This window comes from Sphingomonas bacterium (assembly GCF_028292945.1).
Taxonomy (GTDB): domain Bacteria; phylum Pseudomonadota; class Alphaproteobacteria; order Sphingomonadales; family Sphingomonadaceae; genus Sphingomonas.
In genome coordinates this window covers 1-17,121 of sequence record NZ_JAQGLJ010000047.1, presented here as the reverse complement: position 1 = coordinate 17,121, position 17,121 = coordinate 1, and the positions used below count along the sequence as shown (strand labels likewise).

15 protein-coding genes are annotated in these 17,121 nt (G+C 68.5%); 9 read left to right on the top strand and 6 right to left on the bottom strand.

Going from position 1 to position 17,121, the window contains the following annotated elements:
* Positions 1 to 18 precede the first annotated feature (18 nt).
* From pheT to rpmI, 4 genes are all read right to left on the bottom strand, one after another.
* Positions 19 to 2,442 (bottom strand): phenylalanine--tRNA ligase subunit beta, encoded by a 2,424-nt coding sequence (gene pheT / locus JWN21_RS06315; protein WP_299647383.1) that lies wholly within the window; start codon positions 2,440 to 2,442, stop codon positions 19 to 21.
* The gene (pheS, locus tag JWN21_RS06310; protein ID WP_299647381.1) at positions 2,439 to 3,515 is read right to left on the bottom strand and encodes a phenylalanine--tRNA ligase subunit alpha; all 1,077 of its coding nucleotides are present in this window, start codon (positions 3,513 to 3,515) and stop codon (positions 2,439 to 2,441) included. The genes pheT and pheS overlap by 4 nt, the downstream gene beginning before the upstream one ends.
* An 83-nt stretch (positions 3,516 to 3,598) precedes the next feature.
* Positions 3,599 to 3,964 carry a 50S ribosomal protein L20 gene (gene rplT / locus JWN21_RS06305; RefSeq protein WP_299647379.1) on the bottom strand — a complete coding sequence of 122 codons (366 nt, stop codon included), beginning with the start codon at positions 3,962 to 3,964 and terminating at the stop codon, positions 3,599 to 3,601.
* A gap of 11 nt (positions 3,965 to 3,975) precedes the next feature.
* Positions 3,976 to 4,179, bottom strand: coding sequence for a 50S ribosomal protein L35 (gene rpmI / locus JWN21_RS06300; protein WP_093333883.1), 204 nt, complete (start codon positions 4,177 to 4,179; stop codon positions 3,976 to 3,978).
* A gap of 149 nt (positions 4,180 to 4,328) precedes the next feature.
* Between rpmI and JWN21_RS06295 the strand changes: the two genes are divergently transcribed.
* Positions 4,329 to 6,482 (top strand): AsmA family protein, encoded by a 2,154-nt coding sequence (locus tag JWN21_RS06295; protein WP_299647372.1) that lies wholly within the window; start codon positions 4,329 to 4,331, stop codon positions 6,480 to 6,482.
* 41 nt (positions 6,483 to 6,523) lie between these two features.
* Here JWN21_RS06295 and JWN21_RS06290 read toward each other — a convergent pair whose 3' ends face one another.
* On the bottom strand, positions 6,524 to 7,318 hold the full coding sequence (locus tag JWN21_RS06290) for an inositol monophosphatase family protein (RefSeq protein ID WP_299647370.1): 795 nt from the start codon (positions 7,316 to 7,318) through the stop codon (positions 6,524 to 6,526).
* A gap of 72 nt (positions 7,319 to 7,390) precedes the next feature.
* Here JWN21_RS06290 and JWN21_RS06285 point away from each other — a divergent pair, with 72 nt between their 5' ends.
* On the top strand, positions 7,391 to 7,930 hold the full coding sequence (locus JWN21_RS06285) for a peroxiredoxin (protein WP_299647368.1): 540 nt from the start codon (positions 7,391 to 7,393) through the stop codon (positions 7,928 to 7,930).
* Between the two features lie 60 nt (positions 7,931 to 7,990).
* A complete protein-coding gene (locus tag JWN21_RS06280; RefSeq protein WP_299647366.1) occupies positions 7,991 to 9,004 on the top strand; it encodes a diguanylate cyclase in 1,014 nt (337 codons plus the stop codon).
* 416 nt (positions 9,005 to 9,420) lie between these two features.
* Here the strand turns inward: JWN21_RS06280 and JWN21_RS06275 are convergent, their stop codons facing one another.
* Positions 9,421 to 9,930, bottom strand: a complete 510-nt coding sequence (locus JWN21_RS06275; RefSeq protein WP_299647364.1) for a ferritin-like domain-containing protein — start codon at positions 9,928 to 9,930, stop codon at positions 9,421 to 9,423.
* 131 nt (positions 9,931 to 10,061) lie between these two features.
* Here JWN21_RS06275 and JWN21_RS06270 point away from each other — a divergent pair, with 131 nt between their 5' ends.
* From JWN21_RS06270 to JWN21_RS06245, 6 genes are all read left to right on the top strand, one after another.
* A complete protein-coding gene (locus JWN21_RS06270; RefSeq protein WP_299647362.1) occupies positions 10,062 to 11,537 on the top strand; it encodes a S41 family peptidase in 1,476 nt (491 codons plus the stop codon).
* Positions 11,538 to 11,580: 43 nt separating this feature from the next.
* The gene (locus JWN21_RS06265; RefSeq protein WP_299647360.1) at positions 11,581 to 11,880 is read left to right on the top strand and encodes a FeoA family protein; all 300 of its coding nucleotides are present in this window, start codon (positions 11,581 to 11,583) and stop codon (positions 11,878 to 11,880) included.
* A 15-nt stretch (positions 11,881 to 11,895) separates the two neighbouring features.
* Complete coding sequence (locus tag JWN21_RS06260) at positions 11,896 to 13,770, top strand: ferrous iron transporter B (protein ID WP_299647358.1); 1,875 nt, start codon at positions 11,896 to 11,898, stop codon at positions 13,768 to 13,770.
* Between the two features lie 10 nt (positions 13,771 to 13,780).
* Complete coding sequence (ssb, locus tag JWN21_RS06255; RefSeq protein ID WP_299647356.1) at positions 13,781 to 14,329, top strand: single-stranded DNA-binding protein; 549 nt, start codon at positions 13,781 to 13,783, stop codon at positions 14,327 to 14,329.
* Positions 14,330 to 15,871, top strand: a complete 1,542-nt coding sequence (locus tag JWN21_RS06250) for a PAS domain-containing protein (protein WP_299647354.1) — start codon at positions 14,330 to 14,332, stop codon at positions 15,869 to 15,871. It begins immediately after the preceding gene.
* On the top strand, positions 15,868 to 17,121 hold a 1,254-nt coding region (locus JWN21_RS06245), incomplete at its 3' end, for a VIT domain-containing protein (protein WP_299647352.1). The genes JWN21_RS06250 and JWN21_RS06245, both read left to right, overlap by 4 nt.

Here is a 17,121-nt window from a genome sequence, read left to right as displayed (position 1 = left end):
GGTTCAGGGTGACGCAGGCTAGCCACGCAACCTCGCGCCCAGCTTCGCCGCCGCCGCAACCACCTTGTCGGCGATCGCCTTCAGTTCGGCATCGACAAAGGCCCTGTCGCCTGGTTGCAGCGTCACCTCGACTGCCATCGAGGTCTCGCCCTCCCGCGTGAACAGGTCGAACACGTGCGCGTCCGTGATCGTTGCCTTGTCCACGCCCCGGATGGCGCGGACGAGCGCGTCGGCGGCCAGGCCGGCCGGAACGGTGAACGCGAAGTCGCGGCGCACCGCCTGCAATGCGGGCGGTGCATAGGGCGAGCGCGCGAAGCCACTGGCCCGCTTGGGCGTCACGGCGTTGAGGTACAGCTCCGCCGCAGCGACCGGGCCGTCGAGATCGAACGCCTTGAGCGTCGTCGGGTGCAGCATGCCGAAGCGCGCCAGCACCGTCTTTGGCCCGAGCCGCAGGGTTCCCGACTGGCCGGGATGCCATGCCTCCCCCGCCTCGCCCATGACCTGAAGGTTGTCGACAGGAGCACCCGCCATTGCCAGCAAGGCCAGCGCCTCCGCCTTGGCGTCGAACGCATCGAACGCGACTGCCTTGCCGTCACGCCAGCCCCGTGCGTGCTTGTCGCCTGCGAGCACCAGCCCGAGCGTCAGCGGCTCGCCGTCGGCCAAGTAACGCCGCCCGATCTCGAACAGCCGGCTCGCCCCCGCGCCGCGCCTGGCATTGCGTGCTGCCGCGGTCAGCAAGCCCGGCAGCAGCGACGGGCGCATCACCTTCAATGCCTCGCTGATCGGGTTGGCGACCGTCCACTCCCCGCCGCCGAGCGCGTCCGCGTCCGCTTGCGGCAGGAAGCTCCATGTCACCGCCTCGTCCAGCCCGCGTGCCGCCGCCGCGCGCCTGACGCGTCGCTCCAGCTTCTGCGCAGGCGTGGCGGTCGGCTTCGCCACGCCGGGGATGCGGTCGAGTGGCACCGGCGGCACCTTGTCGATCCCCTCGATGCGGATCACCTCCTCGACCAGGTCGGCGGGGCCGTCGATGTCGCGTCGCCAGGTCGGCACCGTCACCGGCCAGGCGCGCTCGATCGTCGCGAACAGCGCGTCGCTGTACGCGTCGGGGTGGTCGATCGCGCCCATCGTGAAGCCGAGGTTCAGCAGGATGCGCGCCTGCCGCTCCGGCGCCACCGCCAGCCCGCCCAGATCGCGCGTCAGATGCGGGTCGAAGATGATCGTCCGGCTATCGGTGGGCGGCGTACCGCTACGTTTCACCGCACTGGGGGTGCCACCGCAATGCTCCGTCACCAGCCAGGTGGCGATCGCCAGCCCTTCGTCGAGGAAGGCCGGGTCGACGCCGCGTTCGAACCGCGTGCGGGCATCGCTGGTCAACTGCAACGTCTGCCCGGTGCGCGCGATATGCTCGGGGGTGAAGTAGGCGCACTCGATGACCACCTCGGTGGTGTCCGCCGACACGCCCGAATGCTCGCCCCCCATGATGCCGCCGATGTCGTGCACGGCCGCATCGTCGGCAATTACCGTCATGCGTTCGTCGAGCGTGTAGGTGCGGCCGTTGAGCGCCACCACCTCCTCGCCCGCGCGTGCCTTGCGCGCCACTAGCCCGCCGCTCAGCTTGGCGCGATCATAGACGTGCAGCGGGCGGCCGAGGTCGACCGAAACGAAGTTGGTGATGTCGACCAGCACGGAGATCGGCTTCTGCCCGATCGCGCGCAGCTTCGCCTGCATCCACGCGGGCGCTTCGCCGTTGCGCACGCCGGTCACCGCCTGCGCGTAGAAGGCGGGGCAGCCCTCCGGGTCGTCGGTGCGGACGTCAGGGCCGGCGGCCTCGCCCGCCACCGGCTCCAGCGATGCCATGCGATAGACCTGCGCCAGCGGTTTGAGCGTCCCCAACCCCGCCGCCGCCAGATCGCGCGCGATCCCGCGCACGCCCATGCAATCCTGGCGGTTGGGCGTGATCGCGACGTCGAACACCGGGTCGGTCAACCCGGCATAATCCGCGTAGCTGGTGCCGACGGGCGCATCGGCCGAAAGCTCGATGATGCCGTCGTGATCCTGCCCCAGCTCCAGCTCGCGCGCGGAGCACATCATCCCGTTCGATTCGACACCGCGAATGCTCGCGAGCTTCAGCGTCATGTCGCTGCCGGGGACATAGGTGCCGACGCCACCGAACACGCCCAGCAAGCCCGCGCGCGCGTTGGGCGCCCCGCACACCACCTGCATCGGCCCCGCTCCCGCATCGACCGACAGCACCTGCAGCTTGTCCGCCTGCGGATGCCGTTCGGCCGTCAGCACACGCGCGACGACGAACGGCGCAAGCGCCGCGCCTGGGTCGTGGATACCCTCCACTTCCAGCCCGATGCGGGTCAGCGTCTCGCCGATCGTCTCCAGCGACGCGTCGGTTTCCAGGTGCTCCTTGAGCCACGAAAGGGTGAACTTCATGCCCCCACTCCCCCGCTCAGCGTGGGCACATCCAATGCCGAGAAGCCGTAATGCTTCAGCCAGCGTCCATCGCCCTCGAAGAAGGGGCGCAGATCATCCATCCCGTATTTCAGCATCGCCAGCCGATCGACGCCGACCCCGAACGCGAAGCCCTGCCACTCGGCGGGATCGAGCCCGCAATTGGCGATCACGCGCGGATGCACCATGCCGGAGCCGAGCAGCTCCATCCAGCCGTCCGACCCGCCCAGCACGCGCCGACCCTTCTGCATCGTCCAGCCGACATCGACTTCCGCCGACGGCTCGGTGAACGGAAAATAGCTCGGCCGCAGCCGCAATACGATGTCGTCACGCTCGAAGAACGCCTTCAGGAACGTCTCCAGCGTCCATTTCAGATGCCCGAGTGTGATCCCGCGATCGATCACCAGCCCCTCGATCTGGTGGAACATCGGCGTGTGCGTCGCGTCCCAATCCGAACGATAGACACGACCGGGGGCGATGATCCGCAGCGGCGGCTTCTGGTTCATCATCGTGCGGATCTGCACGGGGCTGGTGTGGGTACGCAGGACCATCCGCTCGGGCGCGCCTTCGCGCTCGACATAGAAGGTATCGTGCATCGCCCGCGCGGGGTGGGTCTCCGGAATGTTTAGCGCGGTGAAATTGTGCCAGTCGTCCTCGATCTCGGGACCCGTTGCGACCGCGAAGCCCAGATCGGCAAAGATCTCCGCCAGCTCGTCCATGACCTGCGACACCGGGTGCACCGATCCCGTCGGCGCCGCATCGACGGGCAGCGTCATGTCGAGCCGCTCGCCCGCCAGCCGCGTGTCCAGGGCGACCGCCTCAAGCACCGTCTTGCGGTCGGCGATCGCACCCGCCACCGCCTCGCGCACCGCCTGGATTTGCGGACCCTCCAGCTGGCGCTGTTCGGGCGTCATCGCCCCCAGCGTCTTGAGCAGCAGCGTCACCCGTCCCTGCTTGCCCAGCGCATGCACGCGGCATTCCTCCAGCGCGTCCAGCCCCGGCGATGCAGCGATGGCGGTGAGCAGATGCGCTTGCAGATCGGCTAGGTCGGTCATGCGGTTCCTCGCAGACGGCAGTAACGAAAAGGGCGCGGATGGCCTAGCCACCCGCGCCCCCATGGCGTTCGCATCAAACCCGATCAGGCAGCCTGCGGGAGGGCTGCCTTGGCCTGAGCGATGATGGCGGTAAACGCCGCGCCCTCGTGCATCGCGATATCGGCCAGGACCTTCCTGTCCAGTTCGACACCGGCGAGCTTCAGCCCGTGCATGAACTGGCTGTAGGTCAGCCCTTCGGCGCGGACACCGGCATTGATGCGCTGGATCCACAGGCCGCGGAACGTGCGCTTCTTCACCTTGCGGTCGCGATAGGCGTACTGCCCGGCCTTCTCGACCGCCTGGCGCGCGACACGGATCGTGTTCTTGCGCCGGCCGCGATAGCCCTTGGCCTGTTCCAGGATGTTCTTGTGCTTGGCGCGCGTGGTGACGCCGCGTTTTACTCGTGCCATCTACCTGCTCCTCAACCCAGACCGTACGGTGCCCAGGCCTTCACCGCCGCGGTGTCGGCCTTCGACAGCACCTTGGTGCCGCGATTCTGGCGGATGTACTTGCCGTTGTGGTGCAGCAGGCGGTGACGCTTGCCGGCGACGCCGTGCTTGAGCAGGCCGGTGGCGGTGAGCTTGAAGCGCTTCTTGACGCCGCTCTTCGTCTTGAGCTTGGGCATTTTGGTCCTTTCGGTTGGCAAGGCTGAAACGGCCGCGGCAGCCCTGGATGGCCGGGCCGTTCGTCAAGCGCCTCGCTCGTGAAGCGCGCCCGTTAGCTGTGCGAGGTCCAGAATGCAACCGAATCGCTAGCGCAACGGTTTAGGGGCGCATGGAAGTGACGGCGGCCCAGCGTACCGAGGAGCCCGCGCCCGCGCCCCCTGAGGCGGGGTCCGACGTGCCGCGCGACCTGGCCCGGCGTCGGCGCTGGTGGCGAATCGCGCGCAACGTCGTGCTCGGCGTGATCGCGACGCTGGTTGCGATCTGGCTGATTCTCTACATCACCAAGGGCCGCTTCCTGAAGCCGACCTTCCAATCCGTGGTCGGCAAGATGCTCAAGCGCGACGTGCGCGTGCGCGGCGACTTCCAGCTCTATTTCGCGCCGTGGAACATCAAGCTGTTCGCCGAAGGGCTGACCGTTTCCAACCCGGCCTGGGCCAGCAAGCCGAACCTGTTCGAGGCGCGGCGGATCGACGCGCGGATCGCGCCACTGTCGCTGTTGTTCGGCAAGCGGCGCGTCCGCTGGATGGAGCTGGACGGCGGCGCGCTCGACATGGAGTGGGACGCGCGGCACCTCACCAACACCTGGACCTTCAGCGAGAAGAAGGGCGAACCGTTCCAGCTGCCGCGCATCGACCGCGCGACGATCCGTGGCACGACGATGCGTTATCGCGACCCGCGGATGCAGCTGGTCACCGACCTGAAGATCGACGACATCACTGCGCTCGAAAAGCGCATCGGCAGCGCCATCGGCCTGTCGGGCACCGGCCGCTATCGCACCACCCCCTTCCGCCTCGACGCCAAGCTGCTGTCACCCGACGCGACCGCGACCGGCGGCGAAAACAAGCTGACGCTGCGCGCCTGGGCGGCCAACAACATCCTCGACGTCGACGGCACGCTGCCGTCGCTGGCGGAGGTCGAGGACGTGCCGTTGCGGGTGCGTGCGCGCGGCCGCAACCTTAGCGAGCTGGTCCAGATCATAGGCGTCGTGCTGCCCAACACGCGCGCCTATCAGCTGCGCGGCCAACTGGTGAAGAGCGGGCAGGAGTACCGTTTCACCCGCGTCACCGGTCGCTTCGGCAACTCGGACCTCGCAGGCCGCGTCACGTTCCTCAACGGGGAGCGTCTCCACATCGATGCGAACCTTGCGACGCGCAGCCTCGACATCGTCGATGCCGCGCCGTTCATCGGCTACAACCCCGACATCGTGGAGGCACGCGGCGCGATCGCTGCCGCCGCTGCGACAGGTGCCGGTCCGGCGATGGTGATGCCCGACGCCGAGCTGCCGGTCGCCTCGATGAGTCGCTTCGACGCCGACCTGCGCTGGAGCATAAGCGACGTGAAGTCGCGCCGCGTGCCGATCTCCAACATCGACCTGACGCTGGACCTGGAGCGCGGCCGGCTGGCGCTGTCGCCGCTCACCTTCTCGATGGCGCGCGGCAACGTCGCCTCCGACCTGATCTTCGACACGCGCCAGCGCCCGAGCGCCAACAGCTACGACATTCGCCTCTCGCCGACGCCAATGGGGCGGTTGCTGGCAGGTTATGGCGTCGCGGAAGCCGGAACGACCGGAACCGTGCGCGGCCGCATCCAGCTCGCCGGGCGCGGCGATTCGATCCACGACTCGCTCGCCACGTCGGGCGGCCGGATCGCCTTCACCATGCCGCGCGGAAGTTTCTGGACGCGCAACGTCCAGCTCGCCGAGCTGGATGTCGGCACCTTCGTGCAGAAGATGTTCGAAAAGAAGCTAAAGGAGCCGGTGCAGATCAATTGCGGCGTGATCGGCTTCTCGGTGCGCAATGGCGTGGCGGCGGCGGACCCGATCCTCATCGACACACAGAAAAACGTCATCCTCGGACGCGGCGGCTTTTCCTTCAAGACCGAAGCGATCGACATGGCGATCCGCGCGGACGGCAAGAAATTCTCGCTCTTCTCCGGTCAGTCGCCAGTCGGCATCGGCGGTCGCTTCGCGTCGCCCAGGATCGACGTGGTCAGCGACGAGCTGCTTGGCCGGGCCGGCGCCGCACTGGGCTTGGCAATCGTCGCGACGCCGGTTGCGGGCGTGCTGGCGTTCGTCGATGTCGGCGACGCGAAGTCGGCGGCGTGCGGCCCGGTGCTCGCCGGCGCGACGGCCGCGGCACAGCGGACCACCAAGGGCGAACGCCGCGACGACGTCGGCAGCGGCACGACGGGCAAGGCCGAGGACGGCAAGCGCTCGCGCGACGAGAAGAAGGGCCAGCGCAAGAAGTTCCTGGGGATTTTCTGACTTCCCCTCGCGCTCGCGGGAGAGGTTAGGGGGAGGGGAGATCAGCCGCCCGCCATCGCCTCCAGCACATCGTCCACCCGCGCCGGATCGCCGATCGCCAACACCTGCCCCGCACTCGCCGCCGACAGTGGGTCGCCCTGCCAGTCGCACATGCGCCCACCGGCTCCCTCCACCACCGGCACCAGCGCCGCGAAGTCGTGCAGCGCCAGCCCAGCCTCGCACACCAGATCCAGCTGCCCGCTCGCGATCAGCGCGTAATTGTAGCAGTCGCCGCCATAGACCGGCCCCTGGCGCAGGTTGCCGCCGGCGACGGCCAGCGCCAGCCGCATGTACCCGTCGACCTCGTCGCCGGCGAACAGATGCGGGCTCGTCGTCGCCAGCACCGCGCCTTCCAGTGCCGCGCAGGGCCGCGTCCGCACCGGCTTGCCGTTGAACAGCGTCGGTCGCCCCGCGACGCCCACCCAGCGTTCGCGCTGGATCGGCTGGTCGATCACGCCCAGCACCGGCCAGTCGCCCTCCAGCAGCGCGATCAGCGTTCCGAAGATCGCGCGTCCGGCCGTAAAGCTGCGCGTCCCGTCGATCGGATCGAGTACCCAGCGCCGCCCCGTCACGCCCGGCTTCTCGCCATATTCCTCGCCCACTACGCCATCCCCAGGTGCCTCGGCATCCAGCAGGCGGCGCATCGCCGCCTCGGCGGCGCGGTCGGCCTGCGTCACCGGCGATCCGTCGGCCTTCAATTCATGGGCGAAACTCGCGCGAAAGAACGGGCGAATCGCGTCGCCGGCGGCATCGGCGAGGCGCTCGGCAAGCGCGCGGTCGGAGGCGGTGACAGGCATCGGCGACGCCCTGCGCAATGGACGCGGCGACCGCAAGCGCCTAACCTCGCGTCAGCTCATCCGGAGATCATCATGCGCCTCCTCGCCCCCCTCGTCCTCGGCGCGCTCGCGCTTGTCGCCGCCCCGGCGTCGGCGACGCTGCCGATCGGTGCCAAGGCCCCCAATTTCGCGACGCGCGGCGCGGTGGCGGGCAAGGTGGTCAAGGTCAACCTCGCTGCCGAACTGCGCCGCGGCCCGGTCGTGCTGTTCTTCTTCCCCGCCGCCTTCACCGGCGGCTGCAACGCGCAGGCGAACGCCTTCTCGCAAGCAAGTGCCGATTTTCGCGCGGCAGGCGCGACGGTGATCGGCATGTCGGCGGACGATGTCCCGACGCTGCAACGCTTCTCGACCGAGAAGTGCGCGGGCAAGTTCGCGGTCGCGTCCGCCGGACCCGCGCTGATCCAAAAATATGACGTGGCGCTCGGACAACCCGTAAAGGGCCGCGCGGTTAGCAACCGGACTAGCTATGTCATTGACCGTTCCGGTAAGATCGCCTTCGCCCATTCCGATCTGAACCCTGCCGAGCACGTCAGCACGACGCTGGCCGCCGTTCGCAGGCTTGCCGGGCGGTAACCAGGGTTACGCGATGCTAACCTTCCCCCGGTAAGCAGGCCCCGTATGAAGGGGGGGTCAATGCGCAACGCAGGGCCGCGGCGAGGGAGCGGAAACGACACGCTGTTCGCGGCGATTGGCGAGTTCCTGCACTTGCATGGACTTGATCCGGCGCCCGCGCACTACAGCTTCGCTCATGCCGCGCTGACGGATCCGACGATCGGCGCCGCGGTTGCGCGGCTGTCGGATGGGGGCGTGCGTCTCTCGCGCCGCGACATCGCTGCGCTGGGCGGCTCCGTCTCGGCGCGCCGCCCGATCGCGCCACTGCCGCCGCCCGACGACAGCGCGGCGCGGTTGGTCGAGCAGACCCAGAAACAGGTCGACGGGTTCGCTGACCTGATGAGCTCGATGCGGCAGGAGACCACCGGCTTCGGTCGCGATCTCGAGGAAACCGCCGCCGCCATCCAGCGCCAGCCGAACATCGCCGGTCTGGACGAGATCGCGCGGCTGACCGGCGCGATGACGGCGCGCATCCGCGACACCGAAACCCGGCTTGCCAATGCCACCGCCGAAACCGACGCCCTGCGCACCAAATTGGGTGAGGCGCTGGCACAGGCGCGGCGCGATCCGCTGACCGGCCTGTTCAACCGGCTCGGCTTCGAGGAGGCGTTCGCGACGCCCGTCGCCAAGGGTGCGCCACGCTGCGTGGCGGTGGTCGACGTTGATCACTTCAAACGTTTCAACGACGAGCACGGCCATGGCGTCGGCGACCGCGTGCTCAGCGCGATCGGACGCGGACTGGAAACAGCCTGCAAGGAGCATCTGGTCGCGCGTTATGGCGGCGAGGAGTTTGCGGTTCTGATGGACGGCATACCGCTCGTCCGGGCCGCGGCGATGCTCGACCGCGCGCGCGAGGATCTTGCCAAACGCACCTTCCGCGACCGCGAAACGGGCACACCGTTGCGCCGGATTACCCTGTCGGCCGGTGTGGTCGCGGTGCGCCCGGGAGAGGTGCTCGGCGCGGTGCTCGCGCGCGCGGACGAGCTTCTCTACACCGCCAAGGCGGAAGGCCGCGACCGAGTTTGCACGGCATGATGCCACAAGTTGGTGGTTCACACCGAACTGATGAGGATATTCTGCTAACATTTGCGATCGCGACCGGGCTCAGGGGCGCAAGATCAACAACTTACAAGGGTTGGCACGCGGGCTGCAAAGCACCCGACATCGCCGGATGGTCCGGCGACTAGATCAGGAAAGCCTTCACCATGTTCACCACCCTCGCCGCCGCCCAGCGTTCCGTTGCTTCGCTCGTCGCCGCGCTGTTCGTCAGCGGCATCTTCCTCGTCGCCGCGCTGCCGATCGTCCCTGTCGCATGATTCGGCGGGACATCGCCCTCGCGCTCGCCGCCTTTCTCGTGACGATCACGGCGTTGGCGGCGAGTCGGGGCGACATGTCCACGCAGACTATCGCCCCGACCGCCCCGACCACCGCCGGCTAATCCACAGCCCGCCTCAGGTCATCTCCGCCTTTTGGTTCAGCTTGCCCTCGGCCAGCGTCGTCAGCTTCTCGTCCGTCGCCTTCTCCTCGGCCAGCGTTTCCGCCAGGATCGCCGCCTGTTCGGGCTTGTCGAGCTGCTTGGCCCAGGCGATCAGCGTGCCGTAGCGGGTGATCTCGTAATGCTCGACCGCCTGCGCGTTGGCGCACAGCGCCGCGTCCAGCACCGCCTTGTCGGCGATGTCACCGGCGGTGTGGTTCGCCTCTTTGATGATACCGTCGATCGCGGGGCAGGTCACGCCCTTGGGCTCCATCCCTTCGAGCGAGAAGACGCGCCTCAGCCGCTCGATCTGCCCTTCGGTTTCCGTGAGGTGCTTCTCGAATCCCTGCTTCAGCTGCGCGTTGGTCGCCTTGGCGATCATCGTCGGGAGTGCTTTGGTGATCTGGTTCTCGGCGTAATAAACGTCCTGCAAGGTGTGGATGTACAGGTCGTGCAGCGTCGCGATGTCCTTGGAAAACAGGCCCATGATGTGTTCCTCTCGTTCAGGGTGCCCCGGTTAAACGAGCATCGCGCAGCCCAGGTTGCGCCAGCGCGCGCCTTTATTGTGTCGGCGCCGCGACTGGGTTAAGTGATTGAGGCGAAGAGGAAAGTATCGTGATGCTTACCCAAGGCCTGGTCAGACGCTTCGGTGCGGCGGCTGCGATCGCCGCGATGCTGGCGGGTTGTGGCGGGGGCGGATCGGGGTCGACGAGCCCGGTCGCGGTCACCCCGACGCCGACCACTTCGCCGAGCCCCACCGCGAGTGCCGGCTGCACGCTGCGTCAGCGCCAGGACCTCGTCTTCGCGCAGCTGCGCGAATGGTATCTGTTCCCCGAGACGCTGCCCGCCAGCCTTGATCCCACACCCTTTGCCAGCGTGCAGAGCTACCTCGACAAGCTGACCGAGACCGCGCGCAATCAGGGACGCGACGGCGGTCAGGGGCGCGGCAGCTTCACCTACATCACCTCGATCGCGGAGGAGAACGCCTTTACCAGTTCCGGCGCGTCGGCCGGCTTCGGCGTGCGGCTGTTCTACGACACCGCGAACCGCCTGTTCATCGCCGAGGCGTTCGAGGGCGCGCCCGCACTGGCGCAGGGCATCGATCGCGGCACGGAGATCGTCGCGATCGGCACCAGTGAAGCGAATCTGCGCACCGTGACGTCGATCGTCGCGGCGGAGGGCGTCGCCGGGGTGAGCAACGCGCTTGGTCCGAGCACGCCCGGCACCGCGCGCGTGCTGCGCGTCACCGACCCGGCCGGCGGTGTGCGCACGCTGTCTGTCACCAAGGCGGAGTTCTCGCTCACCCCCGTGTCGGCGCGCTACGGCGCGAAGATCATCACTGACGGCGGGCGGCAGGTCGGCTACCTCAACCTGCGCACCTTCTCGATCGACTCGGCCGACCCGGCGCTGCGCCAAGCCTTTGCGCAATTCCGCGCGGCGAACATCACCAACGTCATCATCGACTTCCGTTACAATGGCGGCGGCCTGGTGCGCATCGCCGATCTGATGGGCGATCTTCTCGGCCGCGCGCGCGCTCCGTCGGATGTGATCGACCACACGGTATTCCGCCCCGAGAAGGCGTCGTTCAACACGACACGTCTGTTCCGCGCTGTGCCTGAGTCGATCGCGCCGACGAGAATCGCGTTCATCGGCACCCGCGCCAGCGCGTCCGCCAGCGAACTCGTCATCAATGCGCAGATTCCGTACCTGCGCGCCAATGCGGCACTGATCGGCACCAACACCTTCGGCAAGCCGGTCGGCCAGATCGGGCTCGACACCGCCGCCTGCGACGATCGCCTGCGCGTGGTCGCGTTCCAGACGCAAAACGCGGAACGCAAAGGTGAATATTACAACGGACTCGCACCTTTCATGGAGGCGAGCTGCCAGGCCGCCGACGACGTCAGCCGCCCGCTGGGCGACCCGCAGGAGGCGTCGACCCGCGCCGCGCTCGACTTCATCGCCGGCGTCAGCTGCACGCGCATTGCCAGCGGCGAGGTGGGGGCGCAGGCGGCGCGGACGAGCGGCAGCCGCCGCGAACTCCTCACGCCGGAGCAGCCAGCAGTCGCCCAGCGCGAAGTGCCGGGGCTGTTCTGACGCCGGCCTTGCCACCCCGTCCTGTTACTGATAATCATTCGCAATGGATATGGCAGGTCGTTGCACTCCGTCGCTCAATCTCGTCACGCTCCCGCGTCACGAGCGCGCGGCGGTGCATCTGATCGAATGGGCGCAGCTCGACATGGCGGAGGCGCGGCGTCTGCGCGAACTCGGCTTCGACGAGGGCGTCGAGGTGGAGGTGCTGCACCGCGCGTCGTTGGGGCGCGGTCCACTCGCCTGCCGAATCGGTCGCATGACCGTCGCGGTCCGGCGGGCGGTCGCGTCGCGGATCCATGTCGCGCCTGTCGCGGTGAGCGACACATCCGCCATGCTCGTGGCCTGATCAACCGTAGCGCAAATGGCTGACGTCCTCGATCGGCCCGTGGCCGCCGACCTCACGCCGCTCGTCGCGCTGGTCGGCAACCCCAATGCCGGCAAGAGCGCGCTGTTCAACGCGCTGACCGGCGCGCGGCAGAAGGTCGGCAATTATCCGGGCGTCACCGTCGAGCGCCACGCCGGCCGCTGGGCACTCGACGATGGTAGACCCATCGAGCTGATCGACCTGCCCGGCGCGTACAGCCTCAACCCCTCCTCGCCCGACGAGGCGGTTACCCGCGACGTGCTGACGGGCCAGAGCGGTTTCGAGCGCGTGCCCGACGCGCTGATCGTGGTGGTCGATGCCGGCAATCTGGACCTCCACCTCCGCTTCGCGCTGCAGCTGATCGCGCTCGGCAGGCCGCTGGTGGTGGCGCTCAACATGGTCGACCTCGCGCGGCGCGACGGGCTGGAACTGGATGCCGCCATCCTGTCGCGCGAACTCGGCGTGCCGGTGATCGAGACCGTGGCAGTCCGCAAACGCGGTGTCGACGAGTTGCGTGCGGCACTCGCAACCGTTCTGGACGAGCGCGCCCCCGTCGCTTGCGACCCTGGCGACCTCAAAGCGGTGCAACACCGCGCGCGCAGCGTCGCCCGTGCCGCAATCGTGTCGGAAACACCGACACGGCGGTGGACGGCGCTGTTCGACTCCGTCGCACTGCACCCGGTTTGGGGCACCGCGCTGCTGGTGGCTGTGCTGTTCACGATGTTCCAGGCGGTGTTCACCTGGGCCGCGACGCCCGCCGACATCATCGACGGCGCGATGGGCGGATTGGGCGAGTGGGTCACCGCCAATGCTTCGGAGGGCTTCTGGCGCTCGCTGGTCACGGACGGGCTGATCGCCGGCGTCGGGGCGGTGCTCGTGTTCCTGCCCCAGATCCTGATCCTGTTCCTGTTCATCCTCGTGCTCGAAGCGTCGGGCTACATGGTCCGCGCGGCGTTCCTCATGGACCGGTTGATGGCGGCCGCCGGGCTGTCGGGCCGCGCGTTCATCCCGCTGCTGTCGAGCTTCGCGTGCGCGGTGCCCGGGATCATGGCGACGCGCGTCATCGCCGACGAGAAGGATCGGCTGACCACGATCCTGATCGCGCCGCTGATGACCTGTTCGGCGCGGTGGCCGGTGTATACGCTGATCATCGGCGCGATGATCCCCAACACGCAGCTCCTGCCCCTCGTGCGGCTGCAGGGGGTGGTGATGTTCGGGCTGCTGATCATCGGCATCCTCGGCGCATACGCGGCGGCGCTGCTGTTGCGGCGCACGGTGACGAAGGGTGCGTCGTCCGGCTTTCTGCTGGAAATGCCGAAATACCAGTGGCCGCAGCCGCGCGACATCCTGATCGGCCTGTGGACGCGCGCGGTGATCTTCCTCAAGCGCGCGGGCACGATCATCGCCGCCACGACGCTCGTTCTGTGGCTGCTGCTCTCCTATCCCAAGCCGCCGCCCGGCTCGCCATTCAGCCAGGTCGACTATTCTATTGCCGGCCGCATCGGCAATGCGATCGAGGTGGTCGTCCGACCGATCGGCTTCAACCGCGACATCGCGCTGGCGCTGCTGCCGGCGATGGCGGCGCGCGAGGTGGCGGTGGCGGCGATCGGCACCGTCTACGCGATCGAGGATACGGATGAAGCCGGCGCGCAGGCGATCGGCGACAAGCTCAAGTCGCGCTGGAGCCTCCCCACCGCGCTCGCATTCCTGATGTGGTTCGTCTTCGCGCCGCAATGCGTCTCGACGATCGCCGTCACGCGACGCGAAACGAACGGCTGGAGATGGCCACTCTTCATGGTTGGCTATCTGTTCGCCGCCGCGTACATCATGGCCGGAGCAACATATTGGCTGGCTGTCTTCGCCGGCCTGTAACGAGGGTCACATGGCAGGCAGCGTCAACAAGGTCATTCTGGTCGGCAATCTGGGCAAGGATCCCGAGAGCCGCTCGTTCCAGAACGGCGGCAAGGTCGTCGAGATGCGCATCGCCACCAGCGAGTCGTGGAAGGACCGCGGCACGGGCGAGCGCAAGGAAAAGACCGAGTGGCACACGGTCAAGGTCTTCAACGAGGGCCTCGCGACGGTCGCCGAGAAGTATCTGCGCAAGGGTTCGAAGGTCTATATCGAAGGCGCGCTGACGACCCGCAAATGGCAGGATCAGTCGGGTGCCGATCGCTATTCCACCGAGGTGGTGCTGCAGGGTTTCAACAGCGTTCTGACGATGCTCGATGGCGCACCCGGTAGCAGCGCTGGCGGTGGTGGCGGCGGTGGCGGTGGCGGCGGTCGCGACGACTGGAACGGCGGCGGCGACGACTTCGCCGGTGGCGGGCGTGGGAGCGGCGGCCGTGGCGGCCAGGCTAGCGGTGGAGGAAGCGGCGGGGGAGCCAATCGCGGCGGCTTCGCGGACGACCTGGACGACGACGTCCCGTTCTGAATGACGGGTATCGCTTCATGCGATGCCAGTTCCGGCTGGCAAGTGGACGAAGCCGCGCGCGCGGCGATCATCGCGGCCTATGATCTCGACCGGCTGCGCCATTCGGATGCATTGACCCGGATCACCGACTTCGCCGCGGCGCTGTGCGGCACGCCCGTGGCGCTGGTCACGGTGCTGGAGGAAACGGAGCAGCGCTTCCTGTCGCGCACGGGCGTCGACATGGACGGCACGCCGCGCGCGATCTCGTTCTGCGAGCACACCATCAAGGGGACCGAGCCGCTGGTTGTCCCCGACATGACGGCCGATCCTCGTTTCCTTGGCAACCCGCTGGTGACCGACGCGCCGCACGTCCGCTTCTACGCCGGCGTGCCGCTGATCACCGACGAAGGCATGCCGCTCGGCTCGTTGTGCGTGATCGACATGGCGCCGCATCCCGATGGCCTGACGCCGCTTCAGCAACAGGGGCTCCTCACGCTGGCGGACAACGTCATGGCGCGGCTGCGCGACAGTCGCGACGCGGCGGCGTGGCGGCACCGCGAGCGCGACGCGCGCGAGGCGCTGGGCGATTCGGAGTCGCGCTTCCACACACTCGCCGACACGATGCCGCAGATGGTCTGGTCGACGCTGCCCGACGGATATCACGACTATTACAACGCCCGCTGGTACGAGTTCACGGGCACGCAGCCCGGTTCCACCGACGGCGAGGGCTGGATCGACGTGTTCCACCCCGACGATCAGCAGCGCGCCTGGGAGACCTGGCGGCAGTCGCTTACCACCGGCGAGCCGTACCAGATCGAATATCGGTTGCGGCATTTCGATGGCCGCTATCGCTGGGTGCTCGGCCGCGCGCTGCCGATCCGCGATGCCGCCGGCGTCATCACGCGCTGGTTCGGCACCTGTACCGACATCCACGCGCAAAAGGTGGCGGCCGAAGAACGCGAGGTGATCGCGCAGGAGCTCAGTCACCGGATCAAGAACATCTTTTCCGTCGTCGCCGGGCTGATCGGCTTCACCGCACGCGCCAAGCCCGAACTCGGCGAGGTGGCGGGCGATCTGCGCGACCGCATCACCGCCCTGGGCCGCGCACATGATTTCGTCCGCCCGCACAGCCGCGACTCGCAACCTGCGCTGCGCCAGGACAGCCTGCACGGCCTGCTGGGCCAGTTGTTCGCACCCTATGAGCGCGGCGGCGACCGCGGCGTGCGCGTCACCGGTGACGACGTCTTGGTCGACGATCGTTCCGCCACCCCGCTGGCGCTGCTGTTTCACGAACTCGCCACCAACGCCGCCAAATATGGAGGCCTGTCGACAGACGAGGGCAGCGTCGTCGTCGACGTGCGCCGCGAGGGCGACCGCATCGCGCTGCGCTGGACCGAGACCGGCGGCCCGCCGGTCGTCGCGCCGACGTCCGAGGGGTTCGGCTCGCAGCTGCTGGAGATGAGCGCGGTGCGCCAGCTCGGCGGCACGGTGGAGCGCGACTGGCGGCCCGAAGGACTGGCGGTCACGATCACCGTCCCGGCCGACGCCTTCAGCCGGGGTTGAAGGGGACCGCCACGGTGATCGGCCGCTGGGTCGCAATCGCGCTGCTGCTGGTGCTGCTACCCTCGGCAGTGTTCGCGCAGGCGAACCCGACCTTGACGGAAGCGGAGCGTGGCATCGGACGAGATGGCGACGCCGAGGCGCGCCGGCTGCGCATCGACCAGATGACCGTCGCAGCGCATGTCGTCGGCCGCACCGCCACCGTCACGCTCGACCTGCTGATCGAGTCCGACAGCAACGACCGCTATGAAGCGAAACTGTCGCTGCTGCTGCCCACCGATGCGGTGGTGACCGGTTACGCGCTCGACGTCGGCGGTCGGATGATCCCCGGCCAGCTGCTGGAACAGCCGCGCGCGCGCAATTTGTACGAGGACGAGGTGCGCAAGGGCATCGACCCCGGCCTGGCTGAGGTGAACGCGGGCAATCGCTTCGCCACGCGCATCTTCCCGATCGATGCCAGTCACCCCCGCCGTTTCCGGGTCAGCTTCGCCGCGCCCTTCGACCCCGCGATCGGCCTCCTCCTGCCGCTGGCGCGCGACGCGGCGCTCGGCCGGGTGGCGATGAGCGTCACCATCGACGGCTATGCCCGGCCGCCGCGGGTCGGCTTCAACGACGCGACCGTGGCGCTGACCCGGACGCCGGGCGGCTGGACCGGTGCGGCGACGCTGCGCAACGCGATGCTGCGCGGCGGGCTGGCGATCGACGGCGGCGAGCCAGCAGCGACGATGGTCGTGACCCGGCACGCCAGCGGCGAACGCTTCTTCACGATCGCCGACCAGGCTCCCGTGACGACCGGCCCTGTGCGCGGCGGCCGCCTGCGCATCTATTGGGACCGCTCGCGCTCGCGTCGCGACGATCCGATCCGGTTGGAGGCGGACACGCTCGCGCGTCTCGTCGACCTCACCGCCCCCGCCGCGATCGACCTCGTCACCTTCGCCAGCGATCAGCCAGGGGTCGTAGCGGTCCGCGATGGCGTCGCGTTGCGGGCGACGCTGGACCGCCTGACCTATCGCGGTGCCACCTCGTTCGCCGGCCTCGATGCGCTGGTGCTTCCCGAGGCGAGCGCGTGCGTGCTGGTATCGGACGGACAGGTCACGATCGATCGCGCTGCCGGCTTCGCCCCCGATTGTGCGGTGACGATCCTGACCGCCGCCACGGGGGCCGATGGCGCGCGGCTGGGACGGATGGCGCGCGGCGGTGCGGTGGTGCGCGTCGGTGAGGGCCGCACGGCGCAAGCGGCGGCGGCGCTGGCG

Coding starts and splice junctions, on each gene's coding strand:
- JWN21_RS06270 (WP_299647362.1), top strand. CDS start 10,062: ATGCTTACCCAAGGCCTGGTCAGACGCTTCGGTGCGGCGGCTGCGATC.
- JWN21_RS06275 (WP_299647364.1), bottom strand. CDS start 9,930: ATGGGCCTGTTTTCCAAGGACATCGCGACGCTGCACGACCTGTACATC.
- JWN21_RS06260 (WP_299647358.1), top strand. CDS start 11,896: ATGGCTGACGTCCTCGATCGGCCCGTGGCCGCCGACCTCACGCCGCTC.
- pheS (WP_299647381.1), bottom strand. CDS start 3,515: ATGACCGACCTAGCCGATCTGCAAGCGCATCTGCTCACCGCCATCGCT.
- rplT (WP_299647379.1), bottom strand. CDS start 3,964: ATGGCACGAGTAAAACGCGGCGTCACCACGCGCGCCAAGCACAAGAAC.
- rpmI (WP_093333883.1), bottom strand. CDS start 4,179: ATGCCCAAGCTCAAGACGAAGAGCGGCGTCAAGAAGCGCTTCAAGCTC.
- JWN21_RS06290 (WP_299647370.1), bottom strand. CDS start 7,318: ATGCCTGTCACCGCCTCCGACCGCGCGCTTGCCGAGCGCCTCGCCGAT.
- JWN21_RS06295 (WP_299647372.1), top strand. CDS start 4,329: ATGGAAGTGACGGCGGCCCAGCGTACCGAGGAGCCCGCGCCCGCGCCC.
- JWN21_RS06250 (WP_299647354.1), top strand. CDS start 14,330: ATGACGGGTATCGCTTCATGCGATGCCAGTTCCGGCTGGCAAGTGGAC.
- ssb (WP_299647356.1), top strand. CDS start 13,781: ATGGCAGGCAGCGTCAACAAGGTCATTCTGGTCGGCAATCTGGGCAAG.
- JWN21_RS06280 (WP_299647366.1), top strand. CDS start 7,991: ATGCGCAACGCAGGGCCGCGGCGAGGGAGCGGAAACGACACGCTGTTC.
- JWN21_RS06265 (WP_299647360.1), top strand. CDS start 11,581: ATGGATATGGCAGGTCGTTGCACTCCGTCGCTCAATCTCGTCACGCTC.
- JWN21_RS06285 (WP_299647368.1), top strand. CDS start 7,391: ATGCGCCTCCTCGCCCCCCTCGTCCTCGGCGCGCTCGCGCTTGTCGCC.
- pheT (WP_299647383.1), bottom strand. CDS start 2,442: ATGAAGTTCACCCTTTCGTGGCTCAAGGAGCACCTGGAAACCGACGCG.